19 protein-coding genes are annotated in these 18,605 nt (G+C 66.7%); 11 read left to right on the top strand and 8 right to left on the bottom strand.

Features of this window, described 5'->3' with window-relative positions:
- The first annotated feature begins 32 nt into the window (after positions 1–32).
- Together ABLI39_RS02095 and ABLI39_RS02090 are read left to right on the top strand one after the other, a co-directional pair.
- Entirely contained in the window at positions 33–731 is a 699-nt protein-coding gene (locus ABLI39_RS02095; protein ID WP_349411709.1) for a maleylpyruvate isomerase family mycothiol-dependent enzyme, read from the top strand.
- 206 nt (positions 732–937) lie between these two features.
- Positions 938–1,420, top strand: a complete 483-nt coding sequence (locus ABLI39_RS02090) for a hypothetical protein (protein WP_349411708.1) — start codon at positions 938–940, stop codon at positions 1,418–1,420.
- Here ABLI39_RS02090 and ABLI39_RS02085 read toward each other — a convergent pair.
- On the bottom strand, positions 1,417–1,803 hold the full coding sequence (locus ABLI39_RS02085) for an NUDIX domain-containing protein (protein ID WP_349411707.1): 387 nt from the start codon (positions 1,801–1,803) through the stop codon (positions 1,417–1,419). The genes ABLI39_RS02090 and ABLI39_RS02085 overlap by 4 nt on opposite strands.
- A 299-nt stretch (positions 1,804–2,102) precedes the next feature.
- Here ABLI39_RS02085 and ABLI39_RS02080 point away from each other — a divergent pair, with 299 nt between their 5' ends.
- Positions 2,103–3,017 carry an NmrA family NAD(P)-binding protein gene (locus ABLI39_RS02080; protein WP_349411706.1) on the top strand — a complete coding sequence of 305 codons (915 nt, stop codon included), beginning with the start codon at positions 2,103–2,105 and terminating at the stop codon, positions 3,015–3,017.
- Positions 3,018–3,128: 111 nt separating this feature from the next.
- Positions 3,129–4,034: a LysR substrate-binding domain-containing protein gene (locus ABLI39_RS02075; RefSeq protein WP_349411705.1), complete on the top strand. Its 906-nt coding sequence runs from the start codon at positions 3,129–3,131 to the stop codon at positions 4,032–4,034.
- A 61-nt stretch (positions 4,035–4,095) separates the two neighbouring features.
- Here the strand turns inward: ABLI39_RS02075 and ABLI39_RS02070 are convergent, their stop codons facing one another.
- The gene (locus ABLI39_RS02070; protein ID WP_349411704.1) at positions 4,096–4,230 is read right to left on the bottom strand and encodes a hypothetical protein; all 135 of its coding nucleotides are present in this window, start codon (positions 4,228–4,230) and stop codon (positions 4,096–4,098) included.
- Positions 4,231–4,743: 513 nt separating this feature from the next.
- On the opposite strand from ABLI39_RS02070, the gene ABLI39_RS02065 reads away from it, so the two are divergent.
- On the top strand, positions 4,744–5,280 hold the full coding sequence (locus ABLI39_RS02065; protein ID WP_349411702.1) for a hypothetical protein: 537 nt from the start codon (positions 4,744–4,746) through the stop codon (positions 5,278–5,280).
- 98 nt (positions 5,281–5,378) lie between these two features.
- On the opposite strand, the gene ABLI39_RS02060 is transcribed toward ABLI39_RS02065, so the two are convergent.
- Positions 5,379–5,999, bottom strand: a complete 621-nt coding sequence (locus tag ABLI39_RS02060; protein ID WP_349411701.1) for a polysaccharide deacetylase family protein — start codon at positions 5,997–5,999, stop codon at positions 5,379–5,381.
- Between the two features lie 821 nt (positions 6,000–6,820).
- On the opposite strand from ABLI39_RS02060, the gene ABLI39_RS02055 reads away from it, so the two are divergent.
- The 4 genes from ABLI39_RS02055 (at position 6,821) to ABLI39_RS02040 (ending at position 10,347) form a co-directional block, all read left to right on the top strand.
- On the top strand, positions 6,821–7,726 hold the full coding sequence (locus ABLI39_RS02055; protein WP_349411900.1) for a DUF4192 family protein: 906 nt from the start codon (positions 6,821–6,823) through the stop codon (positions 7,724–7,726).
- A gap of 65 nt (positions 7,727–7,791) precedes the next feature.
- Positions 7,792–8,541: a lytic transglycosylase domain-containing protein gene (locus ABLI39_RS02050; protein WP_349411700.1), complete on the top strand. Its 750-nt coding sequence runs from the start codon at positions 7,792–7,794 to the stop codon at positions 8,539–8,541.
- A gap of 58 nt (positions 8,542–8,599) precedes the next feature.
- Complete coding sequence (locus ABLI39_RS02045; RefSeq protein ID WP_349411699.1) at positions 8,600–9,256, top strand: dihydrofolate reductase family protein; 657 nt, start codon at positions 8,600–8,602, stop codon at positions 9,254–9,256.
- Positions 9,257–9,273: 17 nt separating this feature from the next.
- On the top strand, positions 9,274–10,347 hold the full coding sequence (locus ABLI39_RS02040; RefSeq protein WP_502935171.1) for a DNA polymerase IV: 1,074 nt from the start codon (positions 9,274–9,276) through the stop codon (positions 10,345–10,347).
- Positions 10,348–10,361: 14 nt separating this feature from the next.
- Here ABLI39_RS02040 and ABLI39_RS02035 read toward each other — a convergent pair whose 3' ends face one another.
- Positions 10,362–10,940, bottom strand: a complete 579-nt coding sequence (locus ABLI39_RS02035) for a type 1 glutamine amidotransferase domain-containing protein (protein WP_349411698.1) — start codon at positions 10,938–10,940, stop codon at positions 10,362–10,364.
- A 119-nt stretch (positions 10,941–11,059) separates the two neighbouring features.
- Here ABLI39_RS02035 and ABLI39_RS02030 point away from each other — a divergent pair, with 119 nt between their 5' ends.
- Positions 11,060–11,521: a DUF8821 family protein gene (locus ABLI39_RS02030; protein ID WP_349411697.1), complete on the top strand. Its 462-nt coding sequence runs from the start codon at positions 11,060–11,062 to the stop codon at positions 11,519–11,521.
- Here the strand turns inward: ABLI39_RS02030 and ABLI39_RS02025 are convergent, their stop codons facing one another.
- From ABLI39_RS02025 to ABLI39_RS02010, 4 genes are all read right to left on the bottom strand, one after another.
- A complete protein-coding gene (locus tag ABLI39_RS02025; protein ID WP_349411898.1) occupies positions 11,522–13,057 on the bottom strand; it encodes an ABC1 kinase family protein in 1,536 nt (511 codons plus the stop codon).
- Positions 13,058–13,239: 182 nt separating this feature from the next.
- Entirely contained in the window at positions 13,240–13,782 is a 543-nt protein-coding gene (locus tag ABLI39_RS02020; protein WP_349411695.1) for a PadR family transcriptional regulator, read from the bottom strand.
- 125 nt (positions 13,783–13,907) lie between these two features.
- Entirely contained in the window at positions 13,908–14,336 is a 429-nt protein-coding gene (locus ABLI39_RS02015) for a GlcG/HbpS family heme-binding protein (protein ID WP_349411693.1), read from the bottom strand.
- A complete protein-coding gene (locus ABLI39_RS02010; protein WP_349411692.1) occupies positions 14,333–16,519 on the bottom strand; it encodes a malate synthase G in 2,187 nt (728 codons plus the stop codon). The genes ABLI39_RS02015 and ABLI39_RS02010 overlap by 4 nt, the downstream gene beginning before the upstream one ends.
- Positions 16,520–16,871: 352 nt before the next feature.
- On the opposite strand from ABLI39_RS02010, the gene ABLI39_RS02005 reads away from it, so the two are divergent.
- Positions 16,872–18,566: an L-lactate permease gene (locus ABLI39_RS02005; RefSeq protein WP_349411897.1), complete on the top strand. Its 1,695-nt coding sequence runs from the start codon at positions 16,872–16,874 to the stop codon at positions 18,564–18,566.
- Positions 18,567–18,605: the final 39 nt, after the last annotated feature.

Genomic DNA, 18,605 nt, shown 5'->3' with positions numbered 1-18,605 from the left:
TTTGCGAACGGGCCCGTGGGTAGGCTGGCAAGATGATCAACCCTGCACGCCTTTACTCGGACCTGTCCCGCCTCGGCAGGGAAACGGACATGTTCCTGGCCACTGTTGAGTCCCTTGCCGATGACGAGATGACCGTTCAATCGCTGTGTGAGGGATGGAACCGGGCCGAGGTCATTGCCCACGTTGCCTCCAGCGGCCGTGCCCTCGTGAATCTCATCGACTGGGCAACTTCCGGCGCGGAACGTCCCCTGTACGCTTCATCCGAGGCCCGCGCCGTGGAGATCGCTGCCCTGGCGGCCCTGCCGCGGGAGGAACTCATTGGCAAGGTGCGGGAGTCTGCCCGGAACTTTGCTGAGCAGGCACAGCGGCTGAGCGGGGATCTCGTGGCGACGGAAGTGCAGGTAGGTGGCAAGGCGCTCCCCGCCACATCCATCGTGGCGCTCCGGATTGCCGAGGTGGTGGTGCACCACCATGACCTCGACACCGCCTGGACCATCGAGGAGGCCGATCCGGATTCCCTGTTGAACGCACTCGAAGCCGTGGTGCGATCCCTCCGTGCCAAGGGCGCTCCCGGCATGACCCTGGCGACCGAAGAACGAGACGAGTGGGTGATCGGCGACGGCGCATTGCGCGTTGTGTCCGACCGCGAGGGCCTGCTCCAGTGGCTGGCACGTGGGGACGCCGGGCATATTGAGGCGGATGGCCCGGTGCCTGCACTGCCGTCGTGGTGAGCGTCGCTGGGTTCGCCATGGGTATTGGCTACCTCATCGGAACCCTCGGGCCGCAAACGCCCCGAGTTCACGCGGGCCGACCGCTCTTTGTGGCGTGGGCAAATTTCGGTCACCGCCCAGATTCCATGGGCCCGGCGGGTCATCTGTCGTCGAAATAGCACGAGACTTGTCTGGCCAGCGCTGGGCGCAGCTGTATCCTCCTAGTCGTGGCCTACTACGTCAGAGCTTTTTGCACCCAGGGCGAGTCTCCGCCACTGGGGCCGATCCTGGCATTCTCCGCGGAACATGGAGCCCCTCTCGATCTGGACCCAGAGGTAGGCGGTCCGGCTCTTGACGATTCCCGCTGGGATCAGGTTGGCATCGTCTACAAGAACCACAAGCCATCAATCCTGCTTGATCTTATTGGCGGCGACGGGAACGATGAATCCCTAGTGCACGAAGAAATCGAGGAGTTCCTGGATCTCCTCGAGGACGCCCCGAGAAATAGGAACCGAAGGCGTGTCGAGACAAATCTACGAAATACGCGGTTCATCGTCGCGGCGCAACTGCCGACTTCAAGCATCGATGAGGACGGATACGTGGCCTTGGGGAATATCCTGCGCTATCTGATCAACAACAACGGCGCCATGATTCAGGCGGATGGTGAGGGTTTCTACGAGGGCGATAAGATCATCGTCGCGCTCGCTTAGTTGTAACTCCGGCACCCTCGTCTTTTGAAAACCACGAGCCCGGGCGGAGTTTCGTGAAGGAAACGATTGAGGCGGACGTCGAAGTACTGAACTTTGTCCCCGTTGACATACTCCGACTCTGGTAGAGCCTGAATCCACAGGACTTTGTCGACTTTCACATGCACGGTTGTTTCTTCGAACACCTCGCGCACCGCCGTTACGTCTGGGTCCTCTCCTGGATCGGAGAATCCCGACACCGGGGTCCACTCGTTGTTGTCACTTCGACGTACCAGCAGGACTTCGAGCTGTCCGTTCGAACTATCGAGAACAATCGCGGTAGCGCCGGGAAGCCAGAGCAGCTCTCGGCCAACTTTTTGACGTAGCTGGGCAATGTAAGGCGGCATGGCCATATTCGTCCCCCGTTTGATAGGTGGCTCTTCAGAATTGCGCGTGTAGTTTCGGTCAGATTCAGCAGGGTTCCGGCATCTGCCCAAGCATGGAGCGTAGCAGTGATATTGGTGTTCCCCGTCTCAGTCTTGATCGGAACTGGGCCATTGTTGGACTAGAGTCGGACCCATGGCCGGGCCGTCTCGCAGGAGGAACGTCGCTGCCCGAGACCGCGGCCGCATCGGGCGACTCATGGCGAAGGCCGCCGATCCTCGCGCCGAAACCTCGCCAACAACTTCACCGGGAAGAGCGCACCATGACCAGCACCGTCCTCGTCGCCGGAGCCACCGGTGACCTCGGCCAACGCATTGTTGGCGAGCTCCACCGGCACGACACCCTCGTCCGGGTCCTGACCCGCCCCGGCAGCGGCAAAGCCCACGGAATCTATGGCGGGCAGGACCGCGTGGAGATCCATGAGGTCGACTACACGGACGCTCCCGCCCTCGTCTCCGCGTTGTCCGGCGTCGACACCGTCGTCTCCGCCGTCAGCGGCGCCCGTCCGGTCATCGTCGACGTCCAGCGTGCACTTCTCGCCGCCGCCGTCGACGCCGGTGTGGCACGGTTCATCCCGTCGGACTACTCCGCCGACTTCCGCCGGATCACCCCCGGCAGCAACCGCAACTTCGAGCTGCGGCGCGAGTTCGCCGCGGACCTTGACGCCGCACCCCTTCGCGTGACGTCCGTGCTCAACGGCGCGTTCACGGACATGCTCACCGGGCAGGCGCCGATGATCCTCTTCTCCCGCCACCGGGTCCTGTACTGGTCCTCACCGGACCAAGTCCTTGACTTCACCACCAAGGACGACGTCGCTCGCGTCGTCGCGCTGGTGGCCCTCGATGCGGACGCGCCCCGGGTGGTCGAAGTCGCCGGGGACCGCGTCACCGCCCGCACCATCGCCCAAACCATGACCGAGCTCACCGGAACATCCTTTTCACCGCAGTGGGCGGGAACGGCGGGGACCCTGCTGGCGATGAGCAAGATCGGCCGCCGCTTGTCCAAAGACAAAGGCGAGGCCTTCCCCGCCTGGCAGGGCATGCAGTACTTCGTCAGCATGTTCAGCGGCGAAGCCCAACTCCGGCACGTCGACAACGACCGCTACGGGCCCCACGCATGGACCTCGGTCCGCGACGTTCTCGAAACGCACCTGCAGGAGTCCGTGAAGACGCGCTAATTGCGTGTCAGCGGGACTTGATGGCCGGTGTTTCACATCGGAACACTGCCCTCTGCGCAGCGCATCTAGCGTTAACCCAGACGCTGTGGCGGCCGTCACATACAATTGCGCGTGTTCCTCGCCGTGGCGGAGGAGTTGCATTTTGGGCGGGCGGCGGAGCGGCTCCATCTGGCGCAACCGCCGGTCAGCCGCATGGTCCGGCAGTTGGAGCGCGACCTCGGCACCGACCTCTTTGTCCGCAGCACCCGCAGTGTCCAGTTGACTGCCGCCGGAGCGGCCCTGATGCCAACCGCCCGGGAGGTCCTCGCCGCAGCGGACCGTGCCAGGGCCAGCGCGCACGCCGCCGGCCGCGGGGAGGTGGGGACGGTCAAGCTGGCCTACGCCGGTGCATCAACCCACGTACTTGTGGGAGTGCTCGCCCGGGAAGTCCGGAAAGTTTACCCGGGCATCGAATTCCGCCTGGACAGCCAGGACTTCGCCCTGCCGGCTCTCGCCCGGGTTCTGCGGAGCGACGTGGACATCAGCCTCGGCCGGTGGGATTTCGTTCCTGCTGGCGTTCAGTCGCGCATCATCGTGGAAGAACATCTGGTGATGGCGGTCCCGGCATCCCACCGGCTGGCCGGGCACGAGGAAGTGCAGCTGGCCGAATTTGCCGGAGAGCCGTTCGTGGCGCTTCCCCCGCACGAGGGCTCTGTCCTTGGCGACCGGCTGCGCAGACTCAGCCTTGGAGCCGGGTTCGATCCCGACATCGTGCAACGGGCCCCAGATTCCTGGACCGCGATGGCCCTGGTCGGAGCCGAAGTCGGGTGCTCGCTCACGGTTTCTTCGGTGGCGGAGAACGTGACGGACCCGCATGTGCGCTTCCTGCGGGTGCTCGACGAGACCCTGCCGATCTACCTGCGCATGGCCTGGCGCGGGGCCTCGGACAACCCGGCCCTTTTACCGGTCCTCGGACTGGCGGATCGCGTCTGGCCCGGCCGGCCCGACGAGGCCGGCGCCCGCGTCGGGGACGCTTAGAACTGTGGCAGATTTCACGGGCAGGCGCGGGTCATGGCAGGTGCCATGGCGGCCGCACGTTCTATGCCGACTCGGGCCCGTCCACCCGGACTTGGTCGCGCATCATGTCAGAGTCAGTGGCGTTGGAGGCTGCCCAGACACTTTGCGGATCGGCGCCGTCCTCCAAGGCCTCGGTCATTGCATCGTGCAGGTCCATCCTCGCTTGGTCCGCCGCAAAGTCCGCTGACTCACTGTCTGCGGAAGCAACCCAAACTCGCGCCAAATTCTCGTCCATATCCGCCTCCAAAGCATCAAGTTCAAATCCTCCCCAGCGGGGGACAAATCGAGTATAGCGATTCCCGACGGCGGCACGGGGTGTACTGGGTATTGTGAGCTGGGCGAGCCAGCCGGCGGTGGTGACGGCGCCCATGGGGTCATGGTTCCCTGGCCCATGAAGGGGCCCGGACGGCCCCGGGGTTCCACCAGGTGGACACCCCGGCGGTCCTCACTGCGGGTGCCGGAAAAGCTCCCTACGCCGAAAACTCTTTCCCTCGGGTAAACCCAAAGTGAACAGTCGCTCAGTATTGCCGAAGGAACACTGAAAACTACCGGCCGGTATGCCTACGTTGTACCTGGGTGTTCAAGCAGTTCGAACATGCGGTGAGGCAGCCGCAGCCCAATCCGAGAAATATCCAATGAGCAATCAAGACGAGAAATTCCGGAGGTCTCCATGCCTATTCTGACAGCGCTTGCCGCGAGCAAGACCGTCATCACCTTCACCGCCGCGGGCGCGATCGCCCTCGGCGGTGGCGCCGCCGCGTTCACAACCATCACCTCGGTCGACACGTCGCCGGCCGTCACCTCCCCGTCGCCGTCCGGCTCCCCGACAGGGGCACCATCAGAGCCGCCGACGGCCAGCCCGTCCGCCCCCGGGACCCCGGCACCTGCTCCGACGGCTTCAGCCCCGGCTGCGGCGCCTCCTGCCAGCGAGGGGCCGGCGCCTGAGGAGCCCGCAGTGCGTGATGACGGGAAGGCAGAGGGAGAGGCGGCGGAAGCCCCGGAGGACGAAACGGACACGGACGAGGTGAAGCCTGTTCCGGCTACGCCGGAAGTGCCAGCACCTGTCGCGAGCAAGTCCGACGACGAGGACGCCGTTTCGGCAGACAGCGAAGCCTCCGAACACGCCAGTGACAGCCGCCCGGGCTACCCGGCCCGTGACGGGCGGGAGCGGGAGCACCGTGACGGGCAGGACCGGTTCGGCCGCTAGCAACCGACATAGGGGGAGGGCCTTGGGGGCCCTCCCCCTATGTGTGGCCCGGTAAGTGCATGCCACAGTGTGGGAGGACCGCCATGCCTTGGGCTCAGCTAGCTAGTCTCCTTGGGAAGGGGCCGGAAGGTTTCGCCGCGGTCCTTCATTGCCGCCAGGGCGCGCACGAGGCCGGCGGCGGTACCGCCGCCGGGGCGGTTGCCGTGCAAGATGACGATGTCGCCGGTGTGTGCGCGGGAGACCTCGCGGGTGACCGTCGGGGCGGGGAAGGTGGCGCCGCCGTCGCCGTTAACGCTGAAGCCGACCGGCACAAGGCCCAGCGAGCGGACGATGTCGGCGGCGACTTCGTCCAGGTAGGCGGTTCCGGGTCTGAAGTAGCGGGGGCGGTGTCCGGTCAGTTCGGTGAGGCGGGCGTCGTTGGTCATGATCTCGTCGTAGACCTCGCCGGGGTTCGCGGTGCCGGTGATCCCGTAGGCGCTCCGGCCCGTGACGGACAGGGGCCGGTGGGTGGTGCCGTGGTTGGCGAATTCGAAGAGCGGGTCGGCGGCCAGGTCCTTGGCCAGGGAGGGGTTGGCGGTGATCCATCGCCAGTTAAGGAACAAGGTGGCGGGGACCTGCTGTTGCCGCAGAAGGGCCAGGAGGGCGAGATCGGCTCCAGTGCCGTTGGGGCCTCCGCAAAAATCAATCGTCAGCGCCACCCCGGGGGCCGTGGCTGGCAACCGGCTAAGTACCCCGGGTGCTTCCAGCCCCCAGTACTTAGGCGCGTGTCCGGCGAACGCAGTTGTCACGTCGGCGCGGGTCGGCATTGTCGCTGGCGGCGCCGGAAGGTCCGCCGGGTGTAAGTCTGCGGGGATGGCCGGAGCAGCGGCCGTGTCGATTCCTAATTCCCCGCCATCAGCGAGGGATGCCCCGCCGGGGGTGTGCGGAGCGGCACCGTCCGTCCCCGGGGTCCGGTGTGCCCCAATTTCTTGGCTGGCGGGCGCGCAGCCGGCCAGGGCCAAAGAGGCAGCAGCCAGTAGGAACGATCTCCGATTCGGGATCCCGGTCACAGCAATTGTCCGATCTTTATAGCTTGAATTTCGCACGTGCGGCCTGGGCCCGACACTGCTCCGCCGGGGGCGGGGCGCGGCGGTTGGACGGGCCCTTCCCGATGACGGCGGTTTTCCCCAGCATAGGGGCATCGGGTTAATCTCCGGTAAACAAGAACTCCCAGCGAGGGCCGATTCCGCGGTCGGACGACACAGCGGGGTGCATGGCGCTGCCGGAGCCGGGGCAGATGGGGCCAGCGTGCCAGCGGATGGGTATCGCTTGCGTAGGCGGAAAAAGAATTTCCGATTGGGGCGTAACCTTTCGGGGTTGCTCAACGATTACTGCTCCGGAAGCGCCGCTGTAGCCTGGACCCCCACCAGTGCTGGCGGCCGGGCTTCCGACATAGGCGCTGGCCGGTGCCTGTCCCCAAGCGGCGCCGGCCAGCCATAAACGCAACCCAAGGGTGGACGCTTCTTGTGATGAGTGTTAGCTATACCGCCACGTGCTGACCATGCAGGGAAACCGGCCCGGCCTCACGCTCCGCGTGGGCGCGCGGTTCGGCACCAACCCGCCGGCCTTCGCCCGGATACCGGCCAGCCACCAGGGCCACGACGCAGCCAGCTCAAACCGCCGCCGTCCGCATGCCGATCACGTCGCGGCACTGATTGGCGAGCTGGTCACCGCGGAAATGCCGCTCCCGGACGCATGGTTGGTCGCTTCCGAAGCCTGGATGAACTACCTCCGCCCCGACCTGGACTCTCGGACCGAGGGGCCGCTGGACCCGGTCATCACCAGCGCCGGACACGCCGGCCCGATCCGCGCCGCAAGCAACACCACGGGAGTCACCGCACCGGCACCGTTCACCGGGAACAACGGATCCGGCGTCGCCAGCGCGGATTCCCGCCCGGATAGATGGGCCGCCGGGCTGGCAAGTAGCCGGGAGCAGTGGGCACAGGTTCTGCGGACGCCCGCCACCCTGACCGCCCAGACCGCGGAGGAACTCGCGGCGGGATTTCAGCACCCCGTTATCAGGGACTGTCTCATGACTGATGTCATTACCGGTGCATCGGATCCATTCCGGTTTGTCATGCTTGGACTGTTCGAGGGCCGTCCGGACTGGGCCCGTGTGGACACCGCCCAGGAAGTCGCCTTCGAACTGATGAAGGCCACAAGCGAAGGACAGCGCGCCCCGATGCTCTGCCTCATCGGTTGGCTGGAATGGCTCAAAGGCAAGTCCGGATTTGCCGCCCGGTACCTGAAACTGGCACTGGAGGACACCGCCGACTACCGCCTCCCGGTGCTGCTGGCCGAGGTCGTGAACCGCGGGCTGGTCGCTGACTGCGCCCGGAATCCGGAGAAGTCCTACGCGCAGATGAGCGGCGACGCCGGCCGCCGGCGCGCTGCCGTCCGCCGGTAACGCTGGCCTGCTGACCGCAGGGCCGCCGGTTACCGGCCACCGAACCTGGATGGTTTGATTAGTCGGTGCTCCGCCTCAAACGTCTCTTGGTCTTCGGCCTGTTCGCGCTATGCGTCATCACGGCGTTCTCATTCTGGGCTGTCCGCCAGCCCGGTGCCGACGCCAGCGGGGCACTGGCTCCGCCGCCGCGGGCGGGGGCGAAACTCGCCGCATCTTCCGCAGGCCTCACCACCGCCGTGAACGTGACCCCCAGCACTGATGCCGAGTGGCTGATCCGGGCGGCCGGGCAGACCGGGATTCCGGCCCGCGCGCTCCGGGCCTACGTTGCCGCAGCGGCCACGGCCAACGATTCCGCTCCAAAGTGCGGGATCGGCTGGAACACCGTGGCCGCCATCGGCTTTGTTGAAACGGCCCACGGAAGCTACGGCGGCGGCAGCCTCAACGCAAACGGCGAAGCTAGCGGTCCGATCGTGGGCCCGAGCCTCAACGGCGCCGGGTTCGCCGCCATCGCCGACACCGACGCCGGAGCCCTCGACGGCGACGCCCGCTGGGACCACGCCGTCGGACCCATGCAGTTCATCCCCTCCACCTGGCAGCTCGCGGGCCGGGACGGGAACGGCGACGGAACAGCTGACCCGTTCAATATCGACGACGCCGCGCTTAGCGCGGCGGCCTATCTGTGCGCCCACGGCCGTGACCTTTCCACCGCGCAAGGCTGGACCGACGCCGTCTACTCCTACAACCAGTCCGGGTCCTACGTGCGCCAGGTGCGGGACCAGGCGGCCGACTACGCCGCCAAGACGGGAACCTCTTGAGTCGCCGGGTGCAATCACCATAAGGTAACTGCAACCTACAAGCACCCCAGGAGCTGATATGTCCCTCGTCCGCGTGCACAACTTCTCGATCTCCCTCGACGGCTTCGGCACCGGCGAGGGCCAGCAACTCGACGCGCCGTTCGGCCATGCAGGCTCGCGGCTGATGGAGTGGGCCTTCGAGACACGCACCTTCCGCCAGATGGGCTTCCACGGAGAGTCGGAGGGATCGTTCGGCGTCGACGAGGCGTTTGCGAGCGGCTGGGGCCCCGGGGTCGGTGTGGAGATCATGGGCCGGAACAAATTCGGACCGCAGCGGGGCCCCTGGGCGGACGAGGAATGGAAGGGGTGGTGGGGCGACAACCCTGTCTTCCACACCCCGGTGGTCGTCCTGACCCACCATCCCCGGCCGACCCTGGAGATGGAGGGTGGAACAACCTTTCACTTCGTCGACGCCGAGCCTGTCACCGCGCTCAAGCAAGCGCGGGCCCTGGCCGGTGACCTCGACGTCCGGATCGGCGGCGGCGTCAGCACGGTCCGGCAGTTCCTCGAGGCCGATCTGATCGACCACATGCACATCGTCGTCGTACCGATCATCCTGGGCCGGGGTGAACGGCTCTGGGATTCCCTCGAGGGACTCGAACAGCGCTTCGACATCGAAACGACTCCGTCCCCGGCGGGCGTCGTCCATATGGTCTTCACCCGTCGCACCCGCTAATAGGGCAGGCTGGTGGCGTGAGCGGAATCCGGTGGGTGCTGCACGTCGACCTCGACCAGTTCATCGCGGCGGTCGAAGTGCTGCGGCGGCCGGAACTTGCGGGCAGGCCCATCATTGTCGGAGGCCGGGGCGACCCCTCCGAGCGGGCCGTGGTGTCGACCGCCTCCTACGAAGCCAGGGCGTTCGGTGTGGGTTCCGGAATGCCCCTGCGGGTGGCGGCCCGCAAAGTGCCCGACGCCGTGATCCTGCCCGTCGATCAGGCGGCATACCTCGCCGCCTCTGAGACGGTGATGGCGACCCTGCGAGCCCAGCCCGGTGCGACAGTCCAGATGCTGGGCTGGGACGAGGCCTTCGTTGGCATCGAGACGGCGGATCCCGAGTCCTACGCCCGGCAGGTTCAGGCCGCCGTCCTGGAGCGCACGCTGCTGCACTGCAGCGTCGGCATCGGCGACACCCTGGTCCGGGCCAAGGTGGCCACCGGATTCGGCAAACCGGCCGGGGTCTTCCGGCTCACGGCCGGGAACTGGCTCGAGGTCATGGGCGCCCGGCCCACCAGGGAGCTGTGGGGCGTCGGAACCAAAGTCTCCGCACGGCTGGCCAAAATCGGCATCAGTACCGTCGCCGAGCTCGCCGCGGCCGACCCCCAAAACCTGGTCCCGGAGTTCGGACCACGGATGGGCCCCTGGTACGCGGAACTCGGACGCGGGGACGGCACCAGCGTTGTGGACGACACCCCGTGGGTTGCCCGCGGGCACAGCCGCGAGACCACCTTTCAACACGACCTGACCGACCCCGCGCAGGTGAACGACGCCGTCCGGGAGCTGGCAGCGCGGGTCCTTGAGGATGTTGCCGCAGAGGGCCGGCCCGTGATTGGGCTGACCCTGAAGATCCGGTACGCGCCGTTCCTAACCACCACCCATGCGCGGAAGATTCCGGAGACCTTCGACCGGAACGAAGTCCTCGCGCGGGCCGTTGACCTGGCCGCGGCAATCGAGGCGGGCCGTCCGGTCCGGCTCCTGGGGCTGCGGGCCGAGATGGCCATGCCCGACGATGCCCGAAATGGGCATACACCCACGCGCGGCGGCTGGTGACGGCGCCCTTCCAGTCAGGCGCGGTTGCCAACCAACTTCATCATTTCGCGTGAGAACGCTGCCAGGTCCATCGGCCATCGAGAGGTGACGAGATTTCCATCGACCACAACGTCCGCATCCTCCCAGATCCCGCCGGCACTGGTGATCTCCTCCGGAACGCCGTCGCCCCAATAGGAGGTTAGCCGCCTGCCTTTCACAAGGTCCGCGGAAACCAGGAGATACGGTCCATGGCAGATCGCGGCGACCGGTTTGTTGCCGGCAAAGAACGAACGGACGATGTCCACTGCCCGGCTGTTGTTCCTCACCGTGGTCGGTGCACCATCCGGTTTGCCGCCGGGGATGAAGAGAAGGTCGTACTCGTCAGGGTCGACGTCGTCGATGCGCTTGTTGGCGATGACGTAGTACCAGTTGCTTTCGCCGGTGATCCGGCCCTCTTCCGGGGCGGCGATATCGACCGTCCACCCCGCCTCGACAAGGCGGAAGACCGGGACGTACAACTCCAGATCTTCAAACTTATCGGCGGAGAGAACGAGCGCCTTCGGAGCCCCGCCACCGACGGGCTGCGGTACTTTTCCATATTCCGGAACTGCCATAGCGCCATTGTAGGGGCGGGCACCGGAGTCGGACAGAGTCGAAGGGAGGGGCCCTTTCGGGCCGGCAGAGCGCCGCCACGTTATTGTTGGTCCACCACACGTCTATCCCGGGAGGGCGCATGCCGTACGTCGTTGATTTCCAGAACGTTGCCACCGTGGGCCTGGAAACGTCCCCGGTTGCCGGGGCGCTGGCCGGACTGCGCGCCAACGAGGCCCGCTACTACCGCAACAAATATGACCACGTCTTTACCGTGAGCCCGGCCGGCGAGGTTCCGGAGGTCGTGGACCGGGTGAGCCGCATCCTCCGGAAGGAGCGCGGCATCGTCATCGGCTCGCGGCCGCTCGAAGCCACCAGCTTCGAGGTGGACGGCTTACGGATGGACTACGTCTTCTACGAGTCCGGACTGTCCATCAACGTTATGTCCAGCATCCAGGACGGCGGGAAGCGGGCCGTCGGCTTCAAACTGTCCGATGGCATGGAGGTCCCGGAGGAACTGGCAGCTTTCAAATTCGCCCGGCAGAAATCGAAGCTGGCCGGCGTGATCCGCGGGTCCTACTTCGTGATCAAGGGCGAGTACTGATCACAGGCCGCGGCGCCCCACCCAGAGCCCGTGCAGCAGCGGGACCACCGACGCGATCATCAGCACGCTGCCGAGGACGGCGTCGTCCGCCCGCAACACGGACCCGGCGATCAGCAGGGCGCCGAAGACCAGCGCCGAGGCCGTCCGCTGCACCGAGCGGTCCAGCTGCGCCAGCTGGCGTTCGAGCCGCGGATTGGCTACGGCCAGTGAACCCTCCTCGATCCGGGTGACCAGGCCGTCCAGGCGTTTCGGCAGGCGCAGCGCGGTCCCGGCGGCGTCGAGCGCCTGCTGGGCAACGTCCTGCACCACGTTGCCGCGTTCGTCACGGAGCAGGCGCGCCGCATAGGGTTCGACCGAGTCCCAGAGATTGAACTCCTCATCCAGCGAACTGCACACCCCCGAGGTCAGCGACATGGCCCGGATGATGAGCAGGAAGTTCTCCGGCAACTGGAACGGCAGCGAGCGCACCAGGTCCCCGAACTCGACGGCGAACTCCAGGAACTCCCGCTGGTTCACCTCGCGCAGCTGGGCGAAGCCCATTCCGCCAAAGCGGTCGAAGAGCTGCGTCATCGCCCGCTCAAGCTCCGCCCTGTCGGCCGACGGGACCAGCACTCCCACGTCGCTGATCGCGCCGACCAGGCCCTTGCCGTCACGCGAGGCGGCCGCGATCAGCAGCTTCCGCAGACCCCGCCTCGTGCCCGGCGGAACTTCGCCCATCATGCCGAAGTCGATGAACGTCAGCTTCCAGGGATGCCCGGCGGAAGCACCGGGCACCGGGGTGACAAAGATGTTGCCGGGGTGCGGGTCGGCGTGGAAAAAGCCGTTGGTGAACAGCTGGTCGAACATCACCGATGCGAAGACCGGAGCCACCTGGGCCGGATCGATGCCGGCCGCACGAAGGGCCACCGCATCCGTGATTTTGATCGCCGCTACGTCCTCGAGCACCAGGACCCGGCGGGTGCTCCATTCCCAGGCGACGACGGGCACATCCACCCGGTCGTCGTCGGCGAAATCGGCGGCGAAGCGCTCCGCGTTCCCCGCCTCATGCAAATAATCGATCTCCTCGAAACTGGTCTGGGCAAACTCCTCGACCAGGGCGGGCATGTCCGCGCGGGCGGAGACCAGGCGCACGTGGCTGAGCCAGCCGCCCACCTTACGCAGCGCCGCCAGGTCGACGTCGACGATCTCCTCGATGCCCGGACGCTGCACCTTCACGACCACGCTGTGGAGCCCGGCGTCCGCGGCATTGGCGGGCAGGAGCTGCGCCCGGTGCGCCTGCCCGAGGGAGGCCGCGGCGATGGGCGTCTCCTCGAACGAGGCGAAAACCTGCTCCAGCGGCGCACCGAGCTCCACTTCGGCGAGGGCGCGGATGGCCGGAAAGCGGACGGGAGGGACCTCGTCCTGCAGCCCCTCCAACTCCTTGGTGATCTCGGGCGGGAGCACATCCAGCCGGGAAGACAGGAACTGGCCCACCTTGATCATCAGGCCGCCCAGTTCCACCGCCAGCACGTGGAAGCGCCTGGCGAAGTTCTGCATCCGCTTGGTCCGCGTGCGCCCGGCAAGTCCGCCCAGCCCGACACGGGGGAGGAGCAGCTCGAACCACCAGGTGACCGCGAGGTGCCACGCGGCGAAGCGCAGGATGCGGCGGTAGCGGGCGCGGGTGTTCCCGGCGCCTGGCACCGGAGCCGCCCGGGCCCGATCGGCCGCCGGCACCCCCGTCAGTCCTGGGCGAGGATCGAATACAGCCGGCGGCGTGCCTCGTCGAGCACCGCCACGGCCTGCTTCACCTGCTCCGGAGAGCCGGTGCGGCCCACCTGCGCCGCGGCCTGCGCAAGCTCGACGCCGGCCTTGGGGAGGGCCGCGAAGCCCGGGCCGGAGGCGGGGCCCGTTTCCTCCCAGGGCGCTGACGCGTCGGCCTGCGCTACCTCTTCGCGCCCGGCGTCGGTCAGCGAGTAGATTTTGCGGCCATTGGACTCTTCGGCCCGGATCAGTCCCTCGTCGGCCAGCAGCTGCAGCGTGGGGTAGACGGAGCCGGCGCTGGGTTTCCAGCTGCCGTTGCTGCGTTCCTCGATTTCCCGGATGATCTGGTAGCCGTGCATCGGCCGTTCGGCGAGCAGGGCGAGCACGGCCGACCGCACCTCGCCCCGCCCGGCGCGGGTGCCCGCGCGCTTCTCGAACCTTGAACGCAGATCTTCGACGGCCTGCCACATGTTGTCCATGTTGGGGCCGCCGAAGCCGCCCATCGGGTGTGAATTGCGCATGTTGTTCTCCTCGGTGGATCACGAACGATACTTAACGATACATCCCGATACACCCGAAAACCAGAGGCGTGGCGACGGTCCACCCCCCTCGATCCCAAAAGATGATCGAGGGGAGCGGCCCGGGGTCAGGCGGCCTGGGCCGTCAGGCCGGCGGCCTCAATCGCCGTCGTCGCCGCCGTCTCATCATTGTCCGAGGTGTCGCCGGTGATGCCGACAGCACCCAGGACCGTGCCGTCCTGCCCCCGGACCAGCACGCCGCCGGGCACCGGGATGAGCCGGCCGCCCACGGCGGCGGTCACCGCAGCGATGAAGTAGGCCTGTTGCTCGGCCCGCTCCATGATGGCGCGCGAACCCATCCCTAGGGCCAGCGCCCCGTAGGCCTTGCCCTGCGCAATCTCAAAGCGGTTGTTCGAGGCGCCGTCCTGGCGCGCGGCGGCGATCACGTGGCCTCCGGCGTCGAGGACCACCACGGTCAGCGGTTTGAAGCCGTGCTGCGCCCCGGCCGCGAAGGCGTCGCTGATGATGGACTGTGCGGATTCCAGTGTCAGGTTCATGATGCGTTCCTTGCCAGATTCTCGGTGTTCTTGTGCGCGGCGCGGCGCCGGTGCAGGACCGGCTCGGTGTAGCCGGATGGCTGGGCGGCTCCCTCAAGCACGAGCTCGCGGGCGGCGAGGAAGGCTTCGCCGTCGAACGCGGGGGACATGGGCGTGTAGCCGGGGTCTGAGGCGTTCTGTTCGTCGACGACGGCGGCCATGCGCCGCAGGGATGCCTCCACTTCCTCCGGGGTCACGACGCCGTGCTGGAGCCAGTTGGCCACGTGCTGTGAGCTGATCCGGCAGGTAGCGCGGTCCTCCATCAGCGCCGTGCCGTTGATGTCGGGGACCTTGGAGCACCCGACGCCGTCGTTCACCCAGCGGACGATATACCCGAGGCTGCTCTGGATGTTATTGTCCAGCTCGTTGCGCCGGGCGTCGGCGTCCCACCCGGCAGGATCGCCGACCGGGATGGTCAGCAGCTGCCGCAGTGTCGAACGGCGCTTCCCGGCGAGTTCAGCCTGCCGGGCGTCCACGTCGACCTGGTGGTAGTGGATGGCGTGCAGTGTCGCGGCGGTGGGCGAGGGGACCCAGGCGCAGTCGGCGCCCGCGAGCGGGTGGGCGATCTTCTGCTGGAGCATGTCGGCCATGTTGTCCGGGGCCGCCCACATGCCCTTGCCGATCTGGGCGCGCCCGCTGAAGCCGCACTCCAGTCCGATATCGACGTTGGCGTCCTCGTAGGCCTTGATCCAGCTGGAGTTGCGCATGTCGGCCTTGCGGACCATGGGACCGGCCAGCATCGAGGTGTGGATCTCATCGCCGGTACGGTCCAGGAAGCCCGTATTGATGAACGCCACCCGTTCCCGCGCCTCCCAGATGCACGCTTTCAGGTTGGCCGAAGTGCGGCGCTCCTCATCCATGATGCCGATCTTGAGGGTCAGCGGTTCGAGCCCCAGCACGGACTCGGTGCCGGCCAGCAGCGCGCAGGCCACGGCCACCTCGCCCGGGCCGTGCATCTTCGGCTTCACGATGTACACCGATCCGGCACGGGAGTTCCGGCCGGCGTGCGGACCGCGGAGGTCATGCACGGAACCGAGGCTGGTAAACAGGGCGTCCAGGATTTCCTCTGGCACCGGTGCTCCGGCGGCGTCGAGCACGGCGTCGCTGGTCATGAGGTGGCCCACCTGGCGGATGAGCAGCAGCGAGCGGCCGGGCAGGGTCAGCTCCGAGCCGTCGGGTGCCGTGTAGACGCGGTCGGCGTTGAGGCGCCGGGTGTACGTGCGTCCGCCCTTCTCGACGTCGGCGCTCAGGGTGCCCTGCATCAGCTGCAGCCAGTTGCGGTAGCCCTCGACCTTGTCGCCGGCATCGACCGCCGCGACGGAGTCCTCGAGGTCCATGATGGTGGTGATGGCGGATTCCAGCACGATGTCCTTGACGCCGGCAGGGTCGCCTGAGCCGATGGCGTGGCTGCGGTCAATCTGGATCTCCACGTGCAGCCCGTGGTGTACGAGGAGCACGGACTCGGGTGCGTCAGCGGATCCCCTGAAGCCGGCGAACTGGGCCGGATCCGCCAGCGGCTTCGCGCCGTCCGGAGTCTCTGCCAGGAGGGCGCCGTCGGCGATCCGGTATGCGGTGACATCTGTGTGCGATGCGCCCGCCAGCGGGGTGGTCTCGTCCAGGAACTGCCGCCCGCGGGCGACAACGGCGGCACCGCGAACCGGGTTGTAACCGCTGGTGTGCCCGCGCCCGTCCGCGTCGTCGATGACGTCGGTGCCGTACAGCGCATCGTAGAGCGAGCCCCACCGGGCGTTGGCGGCGTTGGCCGCGAACCGCGCGTTCAACAGCGGGACCACCAGCTGCGCTCCGGAGACGGTCGCGATCTCGGGGTCCACCCGCTCAGTCGAGATAGTGAAGTCCCCGGGTTCCTCGACCAGGTAGCCGATCGAGCGAAGAAAATCCTCGTACTCCTCCGGGTCCACCGGCGCCGCGCCCCGGGAACGGTGGTACTCGTCAATCTGCTGCTGGGTCCGGTCACGGATGTCCAGCAGTTCCTGCACCTTCGGCGAGAACTCGGAGATGAGCTCGGCGGCGCCGGCCCAGAATGCCTCCGCTTCGATTCCCGTCCCCGGCAACGCTTCGTCCCGGACGAAGGCGTAGAGCTCCTCGGCGACGTTCAGCCCGTTTGTCTCCACGTGATTCGGCATACCGGCCACCTCTCAAGATCAAATTTCATATTGTGGAAGTTAAATACCAATATATAAAACCTACCTAGCCCGATTGCTGCCTGTCAACGGCGTTTGCGGCCCCCGGCACGGCGCAGCGGCGCGCCGGGCGGACGGTTGACTGTGACGTGGATCGCACATACTCTCAGTCACTGAATATCACTGAACAAAAGATATATTCCACTATGCGGAAATCAATCCGCAGGCTGAGCGGATTGCCGCCATGCTGCCACGCAGTGCCCACCGATAGCTCGGAGAAAACAAAGGAGTTTTTGTGAGTCCCAGGTTTGAGCCGTTCCAGCAAGTCATCGACCCGATAGCGGGTTCCCTTGCCATGTCAGCCGTGGTTGCCGCCCTGCCGCTGCTGCTCCTGTTTGTCCTGCTGGGCGTCTTCCGGGTCAAGGCCCCCAAGGCTGCTATCGCGAGCCTGCTGCTGTCCATTGTCCTCGCGGTCGTGGGCTGGCAGATGCCCTTTGGCCAGGTCCTCAGCGCCGCCGGCCAGGGCGCCTTCTATGCCATCTTCCCGATCCTCTGGATCCTCATCAACGCGCTTTGGGTCTATAAGCTCACGGTGGATACCCCGTGGTTCGAGGTACTGGGCCGGACCATCCGCTCCATCTCCAACGACCTGCGCATCCTGGCGATCCTGATCGCGTTCTGTTTCGGGGCGCTGCTGGAGGCCCTGGCGGGGTTCGGCGCCCCGGTGGCAATTTCGGGCGCCATGCTCATGGCGGCCGGCATGAAACCATTGAAGTCGGCCATCGTGGCGCTGCTGGCCAATACCGCCCCCGTGGCTTTCGGAGCGATGGCCGCGCCGATCATCGCCCTTAACGGTGTCACCGGCATCCCCCTTCACGACCTCAGCTCCATGGCCGGCCGCCAGACGCCCTTTGTCGCGGTCATCGTCCCGCTCATCCTGGTCTTCATCGTCGACGGCAAGCGCGGCGTCCGGCAAACCTGGCCGGTGGCCGTGGTCTCGGGCATCGTCTTCGGCCTGGCGCAGTTCGTTGCCTCGAACTTCCTGGTTGTGGAGCTCACCGACGTCGTCGCCGCCATTGCCACCGTGGCGGTGGTGCTGGTCATGCTGAAGTACTGGCAGCCGGCGCAGATCATCGGAATGCACGACGTCGCCGACAGCGAGACCGCCGACGCCGAACTGGCCAGCGTCGGTGCGAAGTCCGGTACTGGCTACGGAACGTCCTCCGGCCTCGGCGGCGTGAGCCGCAAGGGTGCGCCCGCGCAGGCGGGCACATCCGGGGAGCGCAGCGACGCCGCGGTCAGGCCTTCCAACGGCGAAGTGTGGATGGCGATTGCCCCCTATCTGATCATCATGGCGGTGTTCTCGATCGCCCAGCTTCCGGGTGTGAAGAACTGGCTCTCAGCAGTGGGTTCGGTGACGTTCGAATGGCCCGGCCTGGACGCGGTGGATCCCAACGGGAAACCGGTTGCCGCCCACAAATTCAAGCTTGACCACCTCAAGGCCACCGGCACGCTGCTGCTGATCTCGGGCATCATCACCATGGCGCTGTACAAGCTGGCACCCCTGCGCGGTCTCCGCATCTACCGCGACACGCTGTTCCAGCTGCGCTGGACCATCGTCTCCGTTACCTCGGTGCTGGCCCTGGCGTTTGTTATGAACGTCTCGGGGCAGACCAACTCGCTCGGCATTGCGCTGGCGTCCGCCGGAGGCTTCTTCGCTTTCCTGTCCCCGCTGCTGGGGTGGATCGGTGTTGCGCTCACGGGCTCGGACACCTCGTCCAACTCACTGTTCGGCCAGCTGCAGGTGACCGCGGCCCAGCAAACGGGCCTGTCGCCGACCCTGATGGCGGCGTCCAACTCCTCTGCCGGGGTCCTCGGAAAGATGCTGTCCCTGCAGAACCTGGCCGTTGCCTCGGCTGCAGTGGGCCTGGACGGGGCCGAGAGCGTCCTGTTCCGGAAGCTCATCGGCTGGAGCCTGGGACTGCTGGCATTCCTGACCATCCTTATTGTCTTGCAGTCCACCCCGGTGCTGGGCTGGATGGTTCCCTAAGCAACCGACACCGTCCCAACACAGTCCGGCGCGGCCCCG

The organism is Pseudarthrobacter sp. B907, from assembly GCF_040137805.1.
Classification (GTDB): Bacteria; Actinomycetota; Actinomycetes; order Actinomycetales; family Micrococcaceae; genus Arthrobacter.
This window is presented reverse-complemented; position numbering and strand designations above follow the sequence as displayed.

Coding starts and splice junctions, on each gene's coding strand:
- ABLI39_RS02095 (WP_349411709.1), top strand. CDS start 33: ATGATCAACCCTGCACGCCTTTACTCGGACCTGTCCCGCCTCGGCAGG.
- ABLI39_RS02085 (WP_349411707.1), bottom strand. CDS start 1,803: ATGCCGCCTTACATTGCCCAGCTACGTCAAAAAGTTGGCCGAGAGCTG.
- ABLI39_RS02080 (WP_349411706.1), top strand. CDS start 2,103: ATGACCAGCACCGTCCTCGTCGCCGGAGCCACCGGTGACCTCGGCCAA.
- ABLI39_RS02070 (WP_349411704.1), bottom strand. CDS start 4,230: ATGGACCTGCACGATGCAATGACCGAGGCCTTGGAGGACGGCGCCGAT.
- ABLI39_RS02065 (WP_349411702.1), top strand. CDS start 4,744: ATGCCTATTCTGACAGCGCTTGCCGCGAGCAAGACCGTCATCACCTTC.
- ABLI39_RS02055 (WP_349411900.1), top strand. CDS start 6,821: ATGCAGGGAAACCGGCCCGGCCTCACGCTCCGCGTGGGCGCGCGGTTC.
- ABLI39_RS02045 (WP_349411699.1), top strand. CDS start 8,600: ATGTCCCTCGTCCGCGTGCACAACTTCTCGATCTCCCTCGACGGCTTC.
- ABLI39_RS02035 (WP_349411698.1), bottom strand. CDS start 10,940: ATGGCAGTTCCGGAATATGGAAAAGTACCGCAGCCCGTCGGTGGCGGG.
- ABLI39_RS02030 (WP_349411697.1), top strand. CDS start 11,060: ATGCCGTACGTCGTTGATTTCCAGAACGTTGCCACCGTGGGCCTGGAA.
- ABLI39_RS02025 (WP_349411898.1), bottom strand. CDS start 13,057: ATGCAGAACTTCGCCAGGCGCTTCCACGTGCTGGCGGTGGAACTGGGC.
- ABLI39_RS02020 (WP_349411695.1), bottom strand. CDS start 13,782: ATGCGCAATTCACACCCGATGGGCGGCTTCGGCGGCCCCAACATGGAC.
- ABLI39_RS02015 (WP_349411693.1), bottom strand. CDS start 14,336: ATGAACCTGACACTGGAATCCGCACAGTCCATCATCAGCGACGCCTTC.
- ABLI39_RS02010 (WP_349411692.1), bottom strand. CDS start 16,519: ATGCCGAATCACGTGGAGACAAACGGGCTGAACGTCGCCGAGGAGCTC.
- ABLI39_RS02005 (WP_349411897.1), top strand. CDS start 16,872: ATGTCAGCCGTGGTTGCCGCCCTGCCGCTGCTGCTCCTGTTTGTCCTG.